Raw genomic sequence first — 16,543 nt, forward strand, 5'->3', positions numbered from 1 at the left:
CTCCGGCGGGACAGGGGAGGGGTCAGGCGATCAGGTAGCCGCCATCGACCGGCAGCACCACGCCGGTGACGAAGCGCGCGGCCGGGCTGGCCAGGAACAGCACCGGCCCGGCCACGTCGTCGGGCGTGCCCCAGCGGCCCATCGGCGTGCGCGCCAGGATGGGTGCGGCGCGGGCGGGATCGTCCTGCAGCGCCTGGGTGAGCGGCGTGGCGATCCAGCCGGGCGCCACGGCGTTGACGCGGATGCCCTCGGCCGCATAGGCGATGGCCAGGCTCTTGGTGAGCTGGGCCACGCCGCCCTTGCTGGCGCTGTAGCCGGGCACCAGGCCGCCGCCGAAAAAGCTGAGCATCGACGCGGTGTTGACGATGCAGCCACGCCGTGCGGCCAGCCCGGCGCGGGCGGCGGCACACACGCGCATCGTGCCGGTGAGGTTGATCTCGAGCACCTGGGCGAAGACCTCGGGCCGGTGCTCGTCGCCGCGGCGGATGACGCCGGCGCAGTTGACCACGACGTCCAACTCGCCCAGCGACTGCACCAGCGCGTTCACGCCGGCCTCGTCGCGCACGTCCAGCACCGCCAGCTGCAGACCCTGCAGGGCGGGGTCGGCCTGCGCGGCCGCCACCTCGGCGGCGGTGGCGCCGGTGGCCGTGACCCGGGCCCCCTCGGCCGCGAAGGCGCGGGCGATGGCCGCGCCGATGCCGCTGCTGGCACCGGTGACCAGCACCTGCCTCATCCCTTGAGCTCCAGCTTGGCGGCCAGGGCCTTGAAGGCCAGGCTGTCGCGGTCCATCGCCGCGCGGAAGGCGGCCGCATCGGCACAGGCCTCGCCGAGGTTCAGCTTGGCCAGCGTGTCGCGGTAGGCGGGCTCCTGCACCACCTTGGCCACCGCGGCCGTCAGCACGGCCAGCACCGCCGGCGGCGTGGCCTTGGGCGCGCACAGGCCGCGCCAGGCGCCCAGGCTCAGATCGATGCCGCGCTCCCGGAAGGTGGGCACCTTGTCATAGCCCTTGGCGCGCTGCTCGGCGGCCACGGCCAGCACCTTCAGACGCCCGGCCTGCACCTGGGCCGTCACCTCGGCCGGGCTCACGGCCACGGCGTCCACATGGCCACCGGCCAGCGCCAGCACGCCGGGCCCCGCACCCTGGAACGGGATGTGGTTGAAGTGCACCCCGGTGCGCGCCTCCAGCGCCACCGCGGCCACATGCCAGATCGAGCCCGGCCCCGAGTTGCCCACCTTCAGTTCGCCCGGGCGCTTGCGCGCGGCGTCCAGAAACTCCTCCACCGTGTTCCACGGCGCATCGGCACGCACGGTGATCGCCGACGGGTCGAAGTTCAGCCGGGCGACGGGCGCGAAGTCCTCGTGCGAGACCTTGCCGATGCCGATGTGCGGCAGGATCGTGGCCTCCACGGTCAGCATGATCAGCTTGTGGCCGTCGGCCGGCGCGTTGGCCACCTCGGCCATGCCGATCGAGCCGCTGGCGCCGGGCTTGTTGACCACCGTGACGGTCTGGCCCAGGGGCTTGCGCAGGCCTTCGGCCAGCGCGCGGGCCAGCACATCGGTGCCGCCCCCGGCCCCGAAGGCCACCAGCAACTCGACGGGCCGGCTGGGGTACGCGGCCTGGGCCGCAGCGGGCGGTGCCGCGGTCAGGGCGAGCGGTGCCAACGGCACGGCCAGGCCGCCGCCGAGCAGGGTTCTGCGCTTCATGGGGAGCTCCTCGCGGATGGGTTCTGCCGGCCAGTCAGTTGCGCTGGCCGTGACCCATTGTTGAAGCCAGGCCCAGGCCGCTCCCATCGGGGCTTGCCCCTTGGCGCCCGGCTTTTGCGCCGCGCCGGCTTGCGCGGCTGCAGCCGGCAGCCGGCAGCCGGCGGCCGGCGGCTGGGCGCGGTGAGGCTCAGTTGGCCTGCATCAGTCCGCCCGAATCAACTCGCCCACCTAAAACCGCGCCGATCCTCGTTATGTCAATTGACGGATCGGCGGGCGCAGGCTCAACGCGGCGCCATGCGGATCGCGCCATCCAGGCGCACGCACTGGCCGTTGAAGTAGCTGTTGCGGGCCATCTCCAGCGCCAGGCTGGCGAACTCTTCCGGCTTGCCCAGGCGCTTGGGGAACGGCACCGACGCCGCCAGGCTGTCCAGCACCGCCGGCTTGGCGCCCAGCATCAGCGGCGTGGCGAAGATACCCGGCATGATGGCGTTGACGCGGATGCCCAGGTCGCTCAGGTCGCGTGCCAGCGGCAGCACCATGCCATTGACGCCGGCCTTGGCCGACGCGTAGATCACCTGCCCGATCTGGCCGTCCTGCGCGGCCACCGAGGCGGTCAGGATGATGCTGCCGCGCTCGCCGTCGTCCAGCGCCGGCAGCTCGGCCATGCCCTCGGCGGCCAGCGAGGCCAGGCGGTAGCTGGCCACCAGGATGCCCTGCACGCCATACTCGAAATCGCTGGTGGGCAGGCGCTTCAGGCGGCCGGCCTCCTTGTCGAAGGCCAGGGTCTTGCCGCGGCGCGACGTCATCGCGCAGTGCACCAGCACGCGCTCCTGGCCGTGCGCCGCGCGGGCCTGGGCAAAGCCGGCCAGCACGCTGTCCTCGCGCGTGATGTCGACCTGGCAGTACAGGCCGCCGATGGCCTGCCCCACTTCGCGGCCCTGGGCCTCGTTGACGTCGAAGATGGCCACGCGGGCGCCGGCGGCGGCCAGGGCCTGGGCGGTGGCGCGGCCCAGGCCGGACGCGCCGCCGGTCACCACGGCGGCAATGCTGTTGTCGATGCGCATGAAAGTCGGTCTCCTCGGGGGATGTGCCGCGGCGGATGGCGGCATGCCGGGGCATCATGGCAAGCCCAGCGCGCGCGGCCATCGCCCAGGCGACACCGCAGCGCGCCCCAGGCCCGACCCGCCCCTGCCCTGCTGCCCCACCCGCCATGCCGTCCACCCTGCCCCTGACCGCCACCCCGATCACCGCCCGGCCCGCCCGGCGCACTCGCAGGCCCGTTCGCAGGCCAGCTCACAGGCCAGCTCACAGGCCCGCCGCCGCGCGCGGCGCCCTGCCGCTGCTGCTGGGCCTGGCCGCACTGCTGTCAGCCTGTGCGCCGCTGGGCGTGCGCCCGCCCGCCGATGCCGGCGCCGGTGCGCCGCTGGACGGCGGCGGCTACGCGGTGACCGTGTGCGACGCCCGCTATGCCGGCCAGGCCGCGCAGTGCACGCTCTCCGGCGGCAACATGCCCGGCTGGCGGCTGCGCGCCAACCTGATCAGCGGCGACCGGCTCTATGTCGGTGGCCTGTTGATCGTCGATGGTGAGGGCCGCATCAGCCATGCCGGCTGCCCCGTCACCGGCGGCAGTTCGGGTGGCACGCCGCTGCTGGACTGCCCCGGCGCGCTGGCCTCGGCCGGGCTGATCAACCTGCACGAGCACATCGACTACAGCTACCAGCAGCCAGCCCAGCCGCCCACGCTGACCTGGACGCACCGCAACGAGTGGCGCGGCCTGACGGCCGAGCAGCGCGGCTTCGAGGGCGACGCGCCCAAGGACCCCACGGTGCGCACCGAGGTGAGCCTGCGCGCGATGCTGCGCCACGCCCTCAGCGGCGAGACCGCCGTGTCGGGCGCCAAGGACTACCGTGCCTACCTGCGCAACCTGAAGCTGCCCGAGCCGCCGCTGGCCACGCCCTGGGGCGCGCCGGTGCTCGACAGCACCTTCCCGCTCGGTGACGCGGCCACCCGCGCGATCCTGGCCGCCCCGTGCACCGCCGCGCAGGTGGCGGCGGTGAAGTTCACGCCCGAGCAGGCCTTCGTGCCGCATGTGGGCGAAGGCACTGGCGACGGCGCGCGCTGGGAGGTGGACTGCGTGCTGGATGCCGTGCGCGCCAAGCCCACGCCCAGCGCCTTCATCCACGGCACGGCGATCAGCGAAAAGCAGGCCCGGCGCCTGGCCGAGCAGCAGGTGGCGGTGGTGCTGTCGCCACGCTCGAACTTCCAGCTCTACGGCCGCATGGCGCCGGTACCGGCGCTACGCCAGGCCGGCGTGACGCTGGCGCTGGGCACCGACTGGTCGCCCTCGGGCTCGCTGGCGCTGCTGGACGAGGCGCGCTGCCTGGCCCGCCACGACCGCGATGCGCAGGGCGGCCAGCTGTCGGCCGCCGACCTGCACCGCATGATGACCCAGGGCCCCGCCCGCGCCGTGGGCCTGCAAGGCCAGGTGGGTGCGCTGGCCGCCGGCGAATGGGCCGACCTGGTGCTGTGGGACACCGAGGGCCGCACCAGCCTGGCCGAGGTGCTGCAGCGCACCGCCCTGCCGCAGACCCTGGGCGTGTGGGTGGGCGGGCGCATCGCCAGCGCACCGCCGGCCTGGGCCGATCGCCTGCCCCCGCTGGCCGGCTGCGAGCCCGACCCGCGCCAGCTGTGCGGCCAGCCGCGCCTGGTGTGCGGCGGCGATCCGCAATACCCGCTGGCGCGCCTGCTGCAGCAGGCCAGCTACACGCTGGACGACGCGCGCCTTTGCCGGCCCCAGGCCACCGACGACTGCGTGGCGCGCTGATCCCGCTTCAGGCGCTTCAGGCGATTCAGCCGCGCGCCGGCGCGCCCTCGGCCAGCGCCACCAGCTTCTTCAGGTTGGCCACGGCCAGCGGCGTGGTGTCGCGCAGGCGGGCCAGCTGGGCCAGCTTCTCGCCGTCCTGCGGATCGATGCCCACCGTGAGGTGGCCGAAGCCGTCCAGCCGGCTGCGGCGCGCCCACTCGCGCAGCGCCTTGTCCTGCGCCCACAGGCCCTGGTTCATCAGGTTCATCAGCAGCATGCGCGGGTAGGCCGCGGGCGTGTGCGTGAAGGGCACCGGCGTGCACAGGCGGTTGCAGGCCGTGTCGTCGTCGCCCAGGTGCGCCTCCACCCAGGCGATCAGCGCCGCGCTGAAGGCCACGAAGGGCACGCGCACCAGCTGCGGCACGATGCGCCCGGGCTGGAACACCGGCTGCAGCGGCTTCACGCGCACGGCCGAGGCCGTGCAGTCGATGAACAGCGTGCCGGGCGCCACCGGCACGCGGCCCTGGTCGAGCACCATGGCCTCGGCGTCCAGCGCCTGCACATGGCCCAGGCGGATGACCTGGTGGATGCGGCGCAGCTCGGCCAGCTCGGCCAGCGACACGGTGGCCAGATGGAACATCTGCGGCATGCGCGTGGGGTCGATGCGCAGCAGGGCGCCGCAGGCCTCCAGCCGCAGGTACAGGTCGTCCAGCGAGGTGGCGGCGGCCTGCGCCGCCAGCTGGTCGGCCTGGCCGCCGATGGCCTGGTGGAAGAAGGCCGGCGTGTTCTGCGTGTGCAGGCGGTTGATCAGCCACGAGTCGCGCGGCACCACCCACTGGATCTGCTCGGGCGAGGCGCCCGACTGCAGCAGCCAGATGCAGGCGTCCATCGCGGTCTTGCCGGCGCCCAGCACCACGAACTGCCGCGGCCGCGCCTGGCCGGCCGGCGGGGCCTGCCACAGGCCCGGCAGCGCATTGGGCGGCACCAGGCGCACTCCAGGCGCCACGGCAAAGCGTGGCGTGTGCGTGGCCGGCACCTCGGGGCTCATGGCCGTGGCATCCACCGTCTTGCGCTGCACCTGCACGCGCGTGCGCTCGCCCGACAGCAGCGACTGCACCACACCGTCGGCCCCCACCTCGCTCAATGGCAGGTAGCGCACACGGCCGCTGGGCAGCAGGCGCTGGTGCATCACGCGATCGAAGTAGGCATTGATCTCGGCGCCCGAGGCCAGCTCCAGCAGGCCCTGGTTCAGGCCCACCGCATCCACCTGGCCGCTGCCCAGCGGCAGCGAGTTCACGCCATAGAAGCTGGACGGCTGGTGCAGCGTGACGAAGGGGTAGGCATCGTTCCAGTGCCCGCCCGGCTGGCCATGGCGGTCGACGATCGTGATGTGCGCGTCGGGGCGTTCGGCCAGCAGCGTGTCGGCAAAGGCCATGCCGACGGTGCCCGCGCCGATGACGAGGTAGTCGGTGGTGATCTCGTGGGCAACGGCGGTGCTGGACATGGGGGGCCTCAGCGATGGTGGACCGGCGGCTGGCGCATGGCGCCCGGCCGCCCGGCATGGCGCGCGCCATCGTATGCCCGCCGGCCGGCCGCCTGCGGCGGCCCCGGCCCGGCATCCGCCTGGGACATACCCTCGCCCCGGCCGGTGGCGGCCCGCACCGGTGCGAACATGGGCCGCATCCCGCGAACGCCAACCCACCCAGGAGCCCCGGCATGTCCGACCTCAACCCCGCCACCGGCCAGCGCCTGTTCATCCAGCGCACCCAGCTGGCCCAGGCCCAGCTGGGCCCGGACCCCGACGCGCCGGCCCAGCGCCCGCTGCAGGCCGGCGAGGCCCGGCTGGCGGTGCAGCGTTTCTCGCTCACCGCCAACAACATCACCTATGCCGCCTTCGGCGAGGCCATGCGCTACTGGGACTTCTTCCCGTCGGGTGACGCGGCGCTGGGCTGCCTGCCGGTGTGGGGCTTCGCCACGGTGGCCGAGAGCCAGGTGGACGGCCTGGCCGTGGGCCGGCGCGTGTGGGGCTACTACCCGGCCGGCACCCACCTGGTGGTGGCGCCGTCCAAGGTGTCGGCCCACGGCTTCACCGACGGCGCGGCGCACCGCCGCGAGCTGGCCCTGGTGTACAACCAGTACCAGTTCTGCGACGCCGACCCCGGCTACCGCGCCGATCTGGAAGACCTGCAGGCCGTGCTGCGCCCGCTGTTCATGACCTCGTTCCTGATCGACGACTTCCTCGACGTGAACGGCTTCTTCGGCGCCACGCAGGTGCTGCTGTCCAGCGCCTCCAGCAAGACCGCGGTGGGCACCGCGCACTGCCTGGCGCTGCGCCGCGGCCGGCCCGGCGCGCCGCGCATCGTGGGCCTCACCTCGCCGGGCAACGTGGCCTACTGCCGCTCGCTCGGCTGCTACGACGCCGTGCTGACCTACGACGCGCTGCCGTCGCTCGACGCGGCCACGCCCACCGTCTACGTGGACTTCTCCGGCGACGCGCCGCTGCGCCGCGCCATCCACGGCCACTTTGCCGCGGCCGACGCGCTGCGCCACAGCTGCTCGGTGGGCGGCACGCACTGGCAGGCCCTGGGCGCCGCCCGTGATCTGCCGGGCCCCAAGCCGGTGCTGTTCTTCGCCCCGGCCCAGGTCAAGCTGCGCAGCGGGCCGCCGCCCGAGGGCTGGGGCCCGGCCGAACTGCAGCGCCGCATGGGCGAGGCCTGGGTGGGCTTTCTCGCGCAGGTGGCCGCAGGCGACTGGGTGCAGATCGACGCGCGCCTGGGCGCCCCGGCGGCGCTGCAGGCCTACGGGCAGGTGCTGGGCGGGCAGGTGGACGCCCGGCAGGGCGTGGTGGTGGCCCTGGCCTGAGCTCGGCCGGACACCCCGTTGAAAATATTTCTCGGCCGGGGTGTCCGGATCGGGGCCGGTCGGCCGTCCATGGGGGGTGACGCCCGCGCCAGGGCCCCTGCTGCGGCTGCGGTGCGTCCCATCCCCTCCCAACTTCTGGAGCGTTGCCATGTCCGATGCCAAGTACCTGTTCATCTACCGCCAGCCCGCCGATGCCCGCGACGACGAGCTCTCGCCCGCCGAGATGGCCGAGATGCTGGCCCAGTGGAGCGCCTGGAAGGCCCGCTTCGACGAGGAGATCGTCGACCTGGGCGATGGCCTGAAGCCGCAGGGCCGGCAGGTGCGCGCCGGTGCGGGTGGCGAGATCGTCGTCACCGACGGCGCCTTCGTCGAGGCCAAGGAGGTGCTGGGCGGCTACAGCATCGTGCAGGCCGCCAGCCTGGAGCGGGCGGTGGAGATCTCGCGCGGCTGCCCGGTGCTGCGCTTTCCCGGCAGCTGGATCGAGGTGCGCGAGCTGGCGGGTTTCTGAGCCGTGCCCGGCAGCGACCCGCCCGGCGCGGCCGCGGCGGCACCGGCCGACACGCCGCTGGCGCAGACCTTCCGCAGCGAGTACCGGCGCCTGGTGGCGCGGCTGGCGCGCGACTTCGGCTACCACCTCGTCGCGCTGGCCGAGGACGCGGTGCAGGCCGCCATGCTGTCGGCGCTGCGGCGCTGGCCGCGTGACGGCACGCCGGCCCAGCCGGGGGCCTGGCTGTACCGTGTGGCCCACAACAAGCTGGTGGACGAGCTGCGGCGCAGCGAGCACCGCAACCTGCCGCTGGACGCGGGTGACGGCGCATTCGACGGCGCCCCCGGCGGCACGGCCGCACTTGGCCCTGCGCCGGATCCCGTGGCCGCGCGCGCCCTCCAGGCCCAGGCGCTGGCCCTGGCCACGCCGCCCCAGTCGCCCCGCATGGCCGCCGAGGTGGCCGACGACGAGCTGCGCATGCTGTTCGTCTGCGCCGACGAGGCCATCGCGCCGCCCAGCCAGCTGGTGCTGGCGCTCAAGGTGCTGGGCGGCTTTTCCACCCGCGAGATCGCGCTGCGCCTGCTGACCAGCGAGGACAACGTGCACAAGCGCCTGGCGCGTGCCCGCGAGCGGCTGCGCCAGACCGGGCCGGAGCTGGAGCCGCCCACGCTGGCCGCATTGCAAGGCCGGCGCGGCACGGTGCTGCGCATCATCTACCTGCTGTTCAACGAGGGCTACCACGCGATGCAGGCCGAATCGCTGATCCGCCGTGAGCTGGTGGACGAGGCCCTGCGCCTGGCGCACCAGATGGCGGCGCACCCGGTGTGCGGCGCGCCCGAGGTGGACGCCCTGCTGGCCCTGATGCACCTGCACGCCGCGCGCTTCGACGCGCGAGAGGCCGGCGACGGCGGCCTGCTGCTGCTGGAGGCCCAGGACCGCTCGCTCTGGGACCGCCGCGCCATCGCCACCGGCCTGCGCTGGCTGCAGCGCGCCGCGCGCGGCCCGAGCTTCTCGCGCTACCACGCCGAGGCCGCCGTGGCCGCGCTGCACTGCTCGGCCCCGAGCTACGCGCAGACCGACTGGGCGCAGATCGTCGACCTGTACCAGACGCTGGAGCGCCACGAGCCCTCGCCGCTCTACACCCTCAACCGCGCCATCGCGCTGGCACAGTGGCAGGGCCCCGAGGCCGGCCTGGCCCTGCTGCGCACGCTGGCCCCGCCCGGCTGGCTGACCCGCTACTACCTGTGGGACGCGACGCTGGGCGAGCTGGAACGGCGCGCCGGGCAGTTCGGCGCGGCGCGGGCGCACCTGCAGCGCGCGCTGGACGCGGCCCCGCATGCGGCCGAGCAGGACCTGCTGCGGCAGCGGCTGGCGGCCTGCACGGCGGGCGTGACGGGCCTGACGGGCGCGGCGCCGCCGCAGTGAAACGCCGGCGCCAAACAGGAATGCATGCCTGGCGTGCACCGGCGGCGCTGGCCGCGCGACGGGCGGGCGCAGACGATGGGCACATCGCCACCCGCACCGGAGTGCCCCATGCCGCCCCTGAGTGACCTGCTCCCCTCCCGCCGCCGCTTCATCGCCCTGACCGGCGGCGGTGCCGTCTTTGCCACGCTGCCGCTGGGCGGCTGCGCCTCGACCTACCCCGATGAGGCCACGCAGGCCTGGCGCGCCACCGGGCCCGAGACCGACCTGCGCCGCCACATGCTGGCGCATGCGCTGCTGGCCCCGAACCCGCACAACCGCCAGCCCTGGATCGCCGACCTGTCGCAGCCCGGCCGCATCGGCCTGCTGTGCGACGGCCAGCGCCTGCTGCCCGAGACCGATCCCTTCGGCCGCCAGATCCTGATCGGCTGCGGCGCCTTCATCGAACTGGCGGTCATCGCCGCGGCGGCGCGGGGCGTCGCGGTGGAGGTGCAGCTCTTTCCCGACGGCGCGCCCGCGGCGGACGCGCTGCCGCGCGGCCACCGTGTGGCGGTGCTGCACCTGCGCGATGCGGGCAGCGCGCCGCCCGACCCGCTGTTCGCGCAGATCGCGCAGCGCCACACCAACAAGGCAGCCTATGCGAACGACCGTGCGCTGCCCGTGGCGCTGACCGCGCAATGGGCGCAGACCGCCCAGCGCTTCGGCCTGGCCGGCGGTGTGGTCAGCGATGCGGCGGGCCTCGAGCGCCTGCGCGCCATCACGCGCGAGGCCTACGAGATCGAATGCCTGACCCCGCGCACCTGGCTTGAATCGGCGCAGCTGATGCGCATCGGCCCGGATGCCATTGCCCGCCACCGCGATGGCATCAGCCTGAACGAGCGCATGCCGCGCCTGCTGCACGCGCTGGGCCTGTTCGATCCGCTGCAGGTGCCGCAGCCGGGCAGCGCGAACCTGGAGCGCGTGATGGCGCGCTGGGCCCCCTTCGAGACCGGCAGCGGCTACCTGTGGCTGGCCAGCAGCGGCAACACCCGCCCGCAGCAGGTGGATGCCGGCCGGGCCTATGTGCGCCAGCACCTGCAGGCCACCGCGGCCGGCGTGCAGATGCACCCGCTGTCGCAGGCGCTGCAGGAGTTTGCCGAAGTGCGTCGCCCCTACCTCGCGGTGCACCAGGCGCTGGGCCTGGACCCGCAGCGCAACACGGTGCAGATGCTGGCGCGCACCGGCTTTGCGCTGCAGGCCACGCAGCCCAGCCCGCGCCGCGGACTGCAGGCGCTGCTGCAGGCCTGAAGCCCGCCGCGCCTGCGTGTCACACTGCGCACCGATGCCCCGCAAGCCCGCCGCCGACACCGCCGCCGTGGCGCCGCCCCCCGGACCGGCGCTGACCGACTGGAACCTGCTGCGCTCGTTCATCGCGGTGCACGAGACCGGCACGCTGACCGAGGCCGCACGCCGCCTGGGCAGCACCCAACCCAGCGTGGGCCGCCATGTGCGCGAGTTGGAAAGCACCCTCGGCGAGGCGCTGTTCGTGCGCCGGCCGGGCCGGCTGGAGCCGACGCAGCGGGCACGCGCGCTGTACGCCGCCGTGGCCGGCATGAAGCAGGCCGTGGCCAGCGCGCAAGGCCTCTTCGCCGACGCACAGGAGCGCGTGGTGGGCACGGTGCGCGTGGCCGCCTCCGAGGTCTATGCCTACCATGTGGTGACGCCGATCCTGGCCGCGCTGCTCGGCGAGCATCCGGGGCTGGAGATCGCGCTGTCGGTGTCCAACAGCGCCGACAACCTGCTGCGCCGCGACGCCGACATCGCGGTGCGCTTCTTCCGGCCCGAGCAGGACGACCTGATCGCCGTGCACCTGGGCGACACCGAACTCGGCCTGTACGCCCACGAGTCCTACCTGCAGCGCTTCGGCGAGCCGACCGACTTCAGCCTGCCCGACGAGGCCTTCGTGGCCGGCTTCGACCGCGAGGCTGCGCCGATCGGCCCCTTCCTGAAGCAGCCAGCGCCGGCCTTGTCGGTGCGCTTTCGCCTGCGCACCGACGCGATGCTGCCGCGCCAGGCGGCGGTCGAGACCGGTGGCGGCATTGGCGTGTTCCTCGCCGATGTGGCGGCCGAGCGGCCGGGCCTGCGCCGCGTGCTGGCCGACCGCTTCGGCCTGCCGCAGCAGGTGTGGCTGTGCGCCCATGCCGAACTGCGGCGCTCCGCCTCGATGCGCGTGGTGTGGGCGCGGCTGGAAAGTCGGCTGCGCGCCCGGCTGCTCAGGTCACCGGCGCCGGGTTGAACAGCACCAGCGCGTTGTGCAGTTGGTGCTGCTCTGCCCAGGTCTTCTTGCCGCTGGCCACGTCCAGCAGCGTGTGGAACATCTGCCAGCCGAGTTCTTCCACCGTGCACTCGCCATCGGCGATGGCGCCGGCGTTCACGTCCATCAGGTCGTGCCAGCGGCGCGCCAGATCGCTGCGCGTGGCCACCTTCACCACCGGGCATTCGGCCAGGCCGTAGGGCGTGCCGCGGCCGGTGGTGAAGATGTGCAGGTTCATGCCCGCAGCCAGCTGCAGCGTGCCGCAGATGAAGTCACTGGCCGGCGTGGCGGCGTAGACCAGGCCGCGCTGCCCGGGCTTGAGCTTCTCGCCCGGCGCCAGCACATGCGAGATCGGCTGCGAGCCGCTCTTGATGATCGAGCCCATCGCCTTCTCGACGATGTTGGACAGGCCGCCCGCCTTGTTGCCCGGCGTGGTGTTGGCACTGCGGTCGACGCGGCCGCGGTCGAGATAGCGGTCGTACCAGCCCAGCTCACGCACGATGGCTTCCGCCACTTCCGGCGTGGCGGCGCGGGCGGTGAGTTGCTCCACCGCGTCGCGCACCTCGGTGTTCTCACTGAACATCACGGTGGCGCCGGCGCGCACCAGCAGGTCGGCGCAGCAGCCCACGGCCGGGTTGGCGGTGACGCCCGAGAACGCATCCGAGCCGCCGCACTGCACACCCACCACCAGCTCGCTGGCCGGGATGGTCTCGCGCCGGCGCCGGTTCAAGCGCTCCAGGTGCACCGTGGCGCGTTCCAGGATGTGGTCGAGCATGGACTGGTAGCCCACATGCGCGCCATCCTGCAGGCACACGGTGTCGGGGCCGTCGTCCGCGCTGCGGCCATCGCTGATCGGGAAGCTGCCGGGCGGCAGCAGGCGCGTGGGCGGCAGCTTCTCGCAGCCCAGGCTCACCACCAGCACCTCGCCGCCGAAGTTCGGGTTCAGGCTGATGTGGCGCAGCGTGCGGATGGGGATCGCCGCATCGGGCGCGTCGATGGCCACGCCGCAGCCGTAGGCATGCTCCAGCGCCACCACCCCATCCACGTTGGGGTAGCGCGGCAGCAGCTCGGCGCGGATGCGGCGCGCGGCCTGCTCCACCACGCCGGCCACGCACTGCACCGTGGTGGTGATGGCCAGCAGGTTGCGCGTGCCCACCGAGCCATCGGCGTTGCGGTAGCCCTGGAAGCTGTGGCCGGTGAGCGCTTCGGCCGGGGCCGGCTTCACGGTGGCCATCGGCAGACCTTCCAGTGCGCGGGCGCCGGGCATCTGCAGGCGCTTCTCGTGCACCCAGCTGCCCTGCGCAATGTCTTGCAGCGCATAGCCGATGGCCACGCCGTAGCGCAGCACGGCATCACCCGCCTTCAGGTCCACCAGCGCCAGCTTGTGGCCCTGCGGCACATGCTCGCGCAGCACCAGGCCGTCGTCGAACACGGTGCCGGCCGGCAGGCCGCCGTCATTGGCGACGATGGCCACGTTGTCGCGCGCATCCATCACGATGCGCAGCGGGGCCTTTTGGGGTGCGTCGGTCATGGTGCGGGGAATCAATCTGCGGTGATCTTGCCGGTTTCGATCACCTTCTTCCAGCGCGCAAACTCGGCGGCCTGGAAGGCGGTGAACTGCTCGGGCGTGTTGCCCACGATCTCGAAGCCCAGCTCCAGCAGCTTGGGTTTGACCGTGGCATCGTTCAGCGCCGCCACGATGCCGTCGCGCAGCTTGGTCTTGATGTCATTGGGCAGGCCCTTGGGCGCGGCAAAAGCCTGCCACGAGGTGACGGTGACGCCCTTGAAGCCCAGCTCTTCCATCGTGGGCACATCGGGCAGCAGCGGCGAGCGCTTGGCGCTGGTGACGGCCAGCGCGCGCAGCTTGCCGGCCTTGATGTTGGCCAGGCCGGTGTTGATGTTCATGAACGACGCATCCACCACGCCGCCGATCAGGTCGCTCATGGCCGGGGCACCGCCCTTGTAGGGCACGTGCGTGGCCTTGGTGGCCGTTTCCTGCCAGAACAGCTCGGCCGTCAGGTGGTCCGACGTGCCATTGCCGGCCGAGGCGAAGCTCATCTTGTCGGGGTTGGCCTTGATGAACTTCAGCAGGTCGGCAAAGCTCTTGTGTGGCGACGCGGCCGGCACGGCCAGCACATTGGGCGCCTGCACGGCCACGGTGATGTAGTCGAAGTCCTTCAACGCGTCGTAGCCCGTGTTCTTGATCAGGTGCGGGCCGATCACGAACGGGCCCAGCGACGACACGAAGATCGTGGCGCCATCGGGCGCGGCGCGCTTGGCCTGGGCCGCACCCAGCGTGCCACCGGCACCCGCCTTGTTGTCGACGACGAAGCTGGCGCCGAACTTCTCCTGCAGCTTGGCGCCCACGGTGCGCGCGATCAGGTCGGTGGAGCCGCCGGGCGGAAACGGCACCAGCAGCGTCACGGTCTTGGGCGGCCAGGTGTCGGCCTGGGCCGGCAGATGGGCCGCCAGGGCCAGGGCGGCAACGGCCACGAAGCGGGGCAGGCGGGTCAGAACGGTCATGGGTCAGTCTCCTGAGGTGGGGCGGTCGGTGGCGACTCTGGTGTGTACGGAGAAGAGAAATAGAGCGAGAGAACGCGGATGGGGTTGGGTGCCGGATCAGGCGCGCTGGCCCACCTCGGCGCGCTCACGCGTCCAGGCACGGGCCTGTTCGCTCAAGCTCACGCCCAGGCCCGGCCGCTGCGGCACCAGCATGCGGCCGTTCTGGATTTCCAACCGCTCGTTGAACAGTGGCTCCAGCCAGTCGAAGTGCTCCACCCAGGTCTCGGTGGGATAGGCGGCGCCCAGGTGCACATGCAGTTCCATCGCGAAGTGCGGCGCCAGCATCAGGCCCGCGGCCTCGGCCTGCGCGGCGATCTTCAGGAACGGGGTGATGCCGCCCACGCGCGGCGCGTCGGGCATCAGGTAGTCGGCCGCGCGGTGGCGGATCAGGTCGCCATGCTCCATCGCGCTGGTCAGCATTTCGCCAGTGGCGATCGGCGTGTCGAAGGCCTGGGCCAGCGCGGCGTGCCCCTCGTGGTCATACGCGTCCAGCGGCTCCTCGATCCACACCAGGTTGAAGTCTTCGAAGCGGCGGCACATGCGCTGCGCCGTGGGCCGGTCCCACTGCTGGTTGGCATCCACCATCAGCGCCACGCCCTCGCCCAGGTGCTTGCGCACGGCCGAGACGCGCTCGATGTCCTTGGCCCGGTCGGGCTGGCCCACCTTGAGCTTGATGCCGCCGATGCCGCGCGCAACCGACTTCTCGGCATTCACCAGCAGCTGATCGAGCGGCGTGTGCAGGAAGCCACCCGAGGTGTTGTAGCAGGCCACCGAGTCGCGGTGCGCGCCCAGCAGCTTGGCCAGCGACAGGCCGGCGCGCTTGGCCTTCAGGTCGTACAGCGCCACGTCGAAGGCGCCGATGGCCTGCGCCGACAGGCCGCTGCGGCCCACCGAGGCACCGGCCCAGCACAGCTTGGTCCACAGCCGGGCGATGTCGTTGGCGTCTTCACCGATCAGTGCCGGCGCCACCTCCTTGGCATGGGCGAACTGCCCCGGCCCGCCCGCGCGCTTGCTGTAGGTGAAGCCCAGGCCCTGGTGGCCGCCCTCGGTCTCGATCTCGGCAAACAGCATCGCGATCTCGGTCATCGGCTTCTGGCGGCCGGTGAGCACCTTGGCATCGCTGATCGGGTTGGCCAGCGGCAGGTAGCAGGACGACAGCGCGATGTGCGCAATGCGGTCGGCGGAACTCATGGGCAATCCTGGAGAGGTCGGAAACGGATGACGGCAGCAAACGGTAGCGCTACCAAATTGACACGGATGGTAGCGCTACCGAATTCACTTGAGAAGGTCAGACAACCTCGGGATTACCCGAGTTCAGCAGGCGCCGCTTCGGCGCCTCAGCTGCTTTGCCGCTCGATCAGCTCGAAGCCGATGTCCACCACGCGCTCGGCCACCGCCTGCCCTTCGGCCCGCGCGATCAGAAAGCGCGCCGCCTGCTCGCCGATGCCGGCGCCGTTGATGTTCACCGAGCTGATGGCCGGCGCCGCCTGGGCCGCCATCTCCAGGTTGCCGAAGCCCACCACGGCCAGGTCGGCGGGCACGTCCAGGCCCTGCACGCGGGCCTCGGTCAGCAGGCCCAGGGCCAGCAGGTCCGAGCTGCAGAACACCGCGTCCACGGCATCGGCGGCGCCTGCACCCTGGCCTGCCAGGCCGGGCATCAGCGCCGCCAGCGCGCCACGCCCGGCCTGCAGCGTGGTGGGGGCCGGCACCACATGCGCACGCACCGGCGGCAGGCCCAGCGCCTGCGCCGCGCGGGCAAAGGCGGCGGCGCGCTGCTGCGCCCGCGGATCGTCGCCCGACAGCGTGGCCAGCCGGCGCCGGCCGCGGCCGTGCAGGTAGCGCGCCACGGCCTCGCCCACGGCCTGGTGCGAGAAGCCCACCAGCATGTCCAGCGGCGTGGGCGTCAGGTCCCAGGTTTCCACCACCGGAATGCCCGAGGCCAGCAGCCGGCGGCGGCTGGCATCCGAGTGCAGGATGCCGGTGAGCACGATGCCGTCGGGCCGCCGGCCGATGATGGCTTCCAGCAGCGCGTCCTCGCGCCGGCCCTCGTAGCCGGCCTGGCCCACCATCAGCTGGTAGCCGGCGGCGTCCAGCGTCTCGGTCAGCGCCTGGATGGTGTCCAGGAACACCGGCCCCGACACCGTGGGCACCACCAGGGCCACCAGCCGGCTGCGCGTGGACGCCAGGCCGCCGGCCAGCCGGTTGGGCACATAGCCGGTGCGGGCCACGGCCTCCTGCACCTTCTTCAGCACCTCGGGCGATACCTGGGCGGGCGTGTTCAGCGCGCGCGAGGCGGTGATCGGCGCCACGCCGGCCAGGCGCGCCACGTCGTGCAGCGTCACCGCGCCACTGCTGCGGCGCGAGCGCTTGGCGGGAACGGGCGGCTCGGAGGTCATCGCGCCGCATTCTA

General features: G+C 73.0%; 14 protein-coding genes. 6 read left to right on the forward strand and 8 right to left on the reverse strand.

All coding sequences use genetic code 11. From position 1 onward, the window contains the following. Positions 1-22: 22 nt before the first annotated feature. The 3 genes from AACH10_RS14400 to AACH10_RS14410 form a co-directional block, all read right to left on the reverse strand. Positions 23-733 carry an SDR family NAD(P)-dependent oxidoreductase gene (locus AACH10_RS14400; protein WP_341411122.1) on the reverse strand — a complete coding sequence of 237 codons (711 nt, stop codon included), beginning with the start codon at positions 731-733 and terminating at the stop codon, positions 23-25. Beyond that, entirely contained in the window at positions 730-1,704 is a 975-nt protein-coding gene (locus AACH10_RS14405; RefSeq protein WP_341411123.1) for a tripartite tricarboxylate transporter substrate binding protein, read from the reverse strand. The genes AACH10_RS14400 and AACH10_RS14405 overlap by 4 nt, the downstream gene beginning before the upstream one ends. Positions 1,705-1,985: 281 nt before the next feature. After that, positions 1,986-2,768 carry an SDR family oxidoreductase gene (locus tag AACH10_RS14410; RefSeq protein ID WP_341411124.1) on the reverse strand — a complete coding sequence of 261 codons (783 nt, stop codon included), beginning with the start codon at positions 2,766-2,768 and terminating at the stop codon, positions 1,986-1,988. Positions 2,769-3,091: 323 nt separating this feature from the next. On the opposite strand from AACH10_RS14410, the gene AACH10_RS14415 reads away from it, so the two are divergent. After that, complete coding sequence (locus AACH10_RS14415; protein ID WP_341411125.1) at positions 3,092-4,528, forward strand: amidohydrolase family protein; 1,437 nt, start codon at positions 3,092-3,094, stop codon at positions 4,526-4,528. A 25-nt stretch (positions 4,529-4,553) separates the two neighbouring features. Here AACH10_RS14415 and AACH10_RS14420 read toward each other — a convergent pair whose 3' ends face one another. Further along, on the reverse strand, positions 4,554-6,011 hold the full coding sequence (locus AACH10_RS14420; protein ID WP_341411127.1) for an NAD(P)-binding protein: 1,458 nt from the start codon (positions 6,009-6,011) through the stop codon (positions 4,554-4,556). Positions 6,012-6,223: 212 nt separating this feature from the next. On the opposite strand from AACH10_RS14420, the gene AACH10_RS14425 reads away from it, so the two are divergent. The 5 genes from AACH10_RS14425 to AACH10_RS14445 all read left to right on the forward strand — a co-directional run bounded on the left by AACH10_RS14425 (position 6,224) and on the right by AACH10_RS14445 (position 11,553). After that, positions 6,224-7,369, forward strand: a complete 1,146-nt coding sequence (locus tag AACH10_RS14425) for a DUF2855 family protein (RefSeq protein WP_341411128.1) — start codon at positions 6,224-6,226, stop codon at positions 7,367-7,369. Positions 7,370-7,517: 148 nt separating this feature from the next. Next, a complete protein-coding gene (locus AACH10_RS14430) occupies positions 7,518-7,877 on the forward strand; it encodes a YciI family protein (protein WP_341411129.1) in 360 nt (119 codons plus the stop codon). A 3-nt stretch (positions 7,878-7,880) separates the two neighbouring features. Beyond that, the gene (locus tag AACH10_RS14435) at positions 7,881-9,281 is read left to right on the forward strand and encodes an RNA polymerase sigma factor (RefSeq protein ID WP_341411130.1); all 1,401 of its coding nucleotides are present in this window, start codon (positions 7,881-7,883) and stop codon (positions 9,279-9,281) included. A 108-nt stretch (positions 9,282-9,389) separates the two neighbouring features. Continuing rightward, entirely contained in the window at positions 9,390-10,565 is a 1,176-nt protein-coding gene (locus tag AACH10_RS14440; protein WP_341411131.1) for an Acg family FMN-binding oxidoreductase, read from the forward strand. Positions 10,566-10,599: 34 nt separating this feature from the next. Next, complete coding sequence (locus tag AACH10_RS14445) at positions 10,600-11,553, forward strand: LysR family transcriptional regulator (RefSeq protein ID WP_341411132.1); 954 nt, start codon at positions 10,600-10,602, stop codon at positions 11,551-11,553. Here AACH10_RS14445 and garD read toward each other — a convergent pair. From garD to AACH10_RS14465, 4 genes are all read right to left on the reverse strand, one after another. After that, positions 11,531-13,102 (reverse strand): galactarate dehydratase, encoded by a 1,572-nt coding sequence (garD, locus tag AACH10_RS14450; protein ID WP_341411133.1) that lies wholly within the window; start codon positions 13,100-13,102, stop codon positions 11,531-11,533. The two genes, AACH10_RS14445 and garD, sit on opposite strands and share 23 nt — an antisense overlap. A gap of 11 nt (positions 13,103-13,113) precedes the next feature. Then, the gene (locus tag AACH10_RS14455; protein WP_341411134.1) at positions 13,114-14,094 is read right to left on the reverse strand and encodes a Bug family tripartite tricarboxylate transporter substrate binding protein; all 981 of its coding nucleotides are present in this window, start codon (positions 14,092-14,094) and stop codon (positions 13,114-13,116) included. Positions 14,095-14,190: 96 nt separating this feature from the next. Further along, positions 14,191-15,324, reverse strand: coding sequence for an L-talarate/galactarate dehydratase (locus AACH10_RS14460; RefSeq protein WP_341411135.1), 1,134 nt, complete (start codon positions 15,322-15,324; stop codon positions 14,191-14,193). A gap of 146 nt (positions 15,325-15,470) precedes the next feature. Beyond that, positions 15,471-16,529: a LacI family DNA-binding transcriptional regulator gene (locus AACH10_RS14465; RefSeq protein WP_341411136.1), complete on the reverse strand. Its 1,059-nt coding sequence runs from the start codon at positions 16,527-16,529 to the stop codon at positions 15,471-15,473. Positions 16,530-16,543: the final 14 nt, after the last annotated feature.

It is taken from the genome of Pseudaquabacterium inlustre (assembly GCF_038066595.1).
GTDB lineage: Bacteria > Pseudomonadota > Gammaproteobacteria > Burkholderiales > Burkholderiaceae_C > Pseudaquabacterium > Pseudaquabacterium inlustre.

What these genes read in the sequence shown, in the direction of transcription:
- AACH10_RS14400 (WP_341411122.1), bottom strand. Translation starts at nt 733, where the DNA reads ATGAGGCAGGTGCTGGTCACCGGTGCCAGCAGCGGCATCGGCGCGGCC.
- AACH10_RS14405 (WP_341411123.1), bottom strand. Translation starts at nt 1,704, where the DNA reads ATGAAGCGCAGAACCCTGCTCGGCGGCGGCCTGGCCGTGCCGTTGGCA.
- AACH10_RS14410 (WP_341411124.1), bottom strand. Translation starts at nt 2,768, where the DNA reads ATGCGCATCGACAACAGCATTGCCGCCGTGGTGACCGGCGGCGCGTCC.
- AACH10_RS14420 (WP_341411127.1), bottom strand. Translation starts at nt 6,011, where the DNA reads ATGTCCAGCACCGCCGTTGCCCACGAGATCACCACCGACTACCTCGTC.
- AACH10_RS14425 (WP_341411128.1), top strand. Translation starts at nt 6,224, where the DNA reads ATGTCCGACCTCAACCCCGCCACCGGCCAGCGCCTGTTCATCCAGCGC.
- AACH10_RS14430 (WP_341411129.1), top strand. Translation starts at nt 7,518, where the DNA reads ATGTCCGATGCCAAGTACCTGTTCATCTACCGCCAGCCCGCCGATGCC.
- AACH10_RS14440 (WP_341411131.1), top strand. Translation starts at nt 9,390, where the DNA reads ATGCCGCCCCTGAGTGACCTGCTCCCCTCCCGCCGCCGCTTCATCGCC.
- AACH10_RS14445 (WP_341411132.1), top strand. Translation starts at nt 10,600, where the DNA reads ATGCCCCGCAAGCCCGCCGCCGACACCGCCGCCGTGGCGCCGCCCCCC.
- garD (WP_341411133.1), bottom strand. Translation starts at nt 13,102, where the DNA reads ATGACCGACGCACCCCAAAAGGCCCCGCTGCGCATCGTGATGGATGCG.
- AACH10_RS14455 (WP_341411134.1), bottom strand. Translation starts at nt 14,094, where the DNA reads ATGACCGTTCTGACCCGCCTGCCCCGCTTCGTGGCCGTTGCCGCCCTG.
- AACH10_RS14460 (WP_341411135.1), bottom strand. Translation starts at nt 15,324, where the DNA reads ATGAGTTCCGCCGACCGCATTGCGCACATCGCGCTGTCGTCCTGCTAC.
- AACH10_RS14465 (WP_341411136.1), bottom strand. Translation starts at nt 16,529, where the DNA reads ATGACCTCCGAGCCGCCCGTTCCCGCCAAGCGCTCGCGCCGCAGCAGT.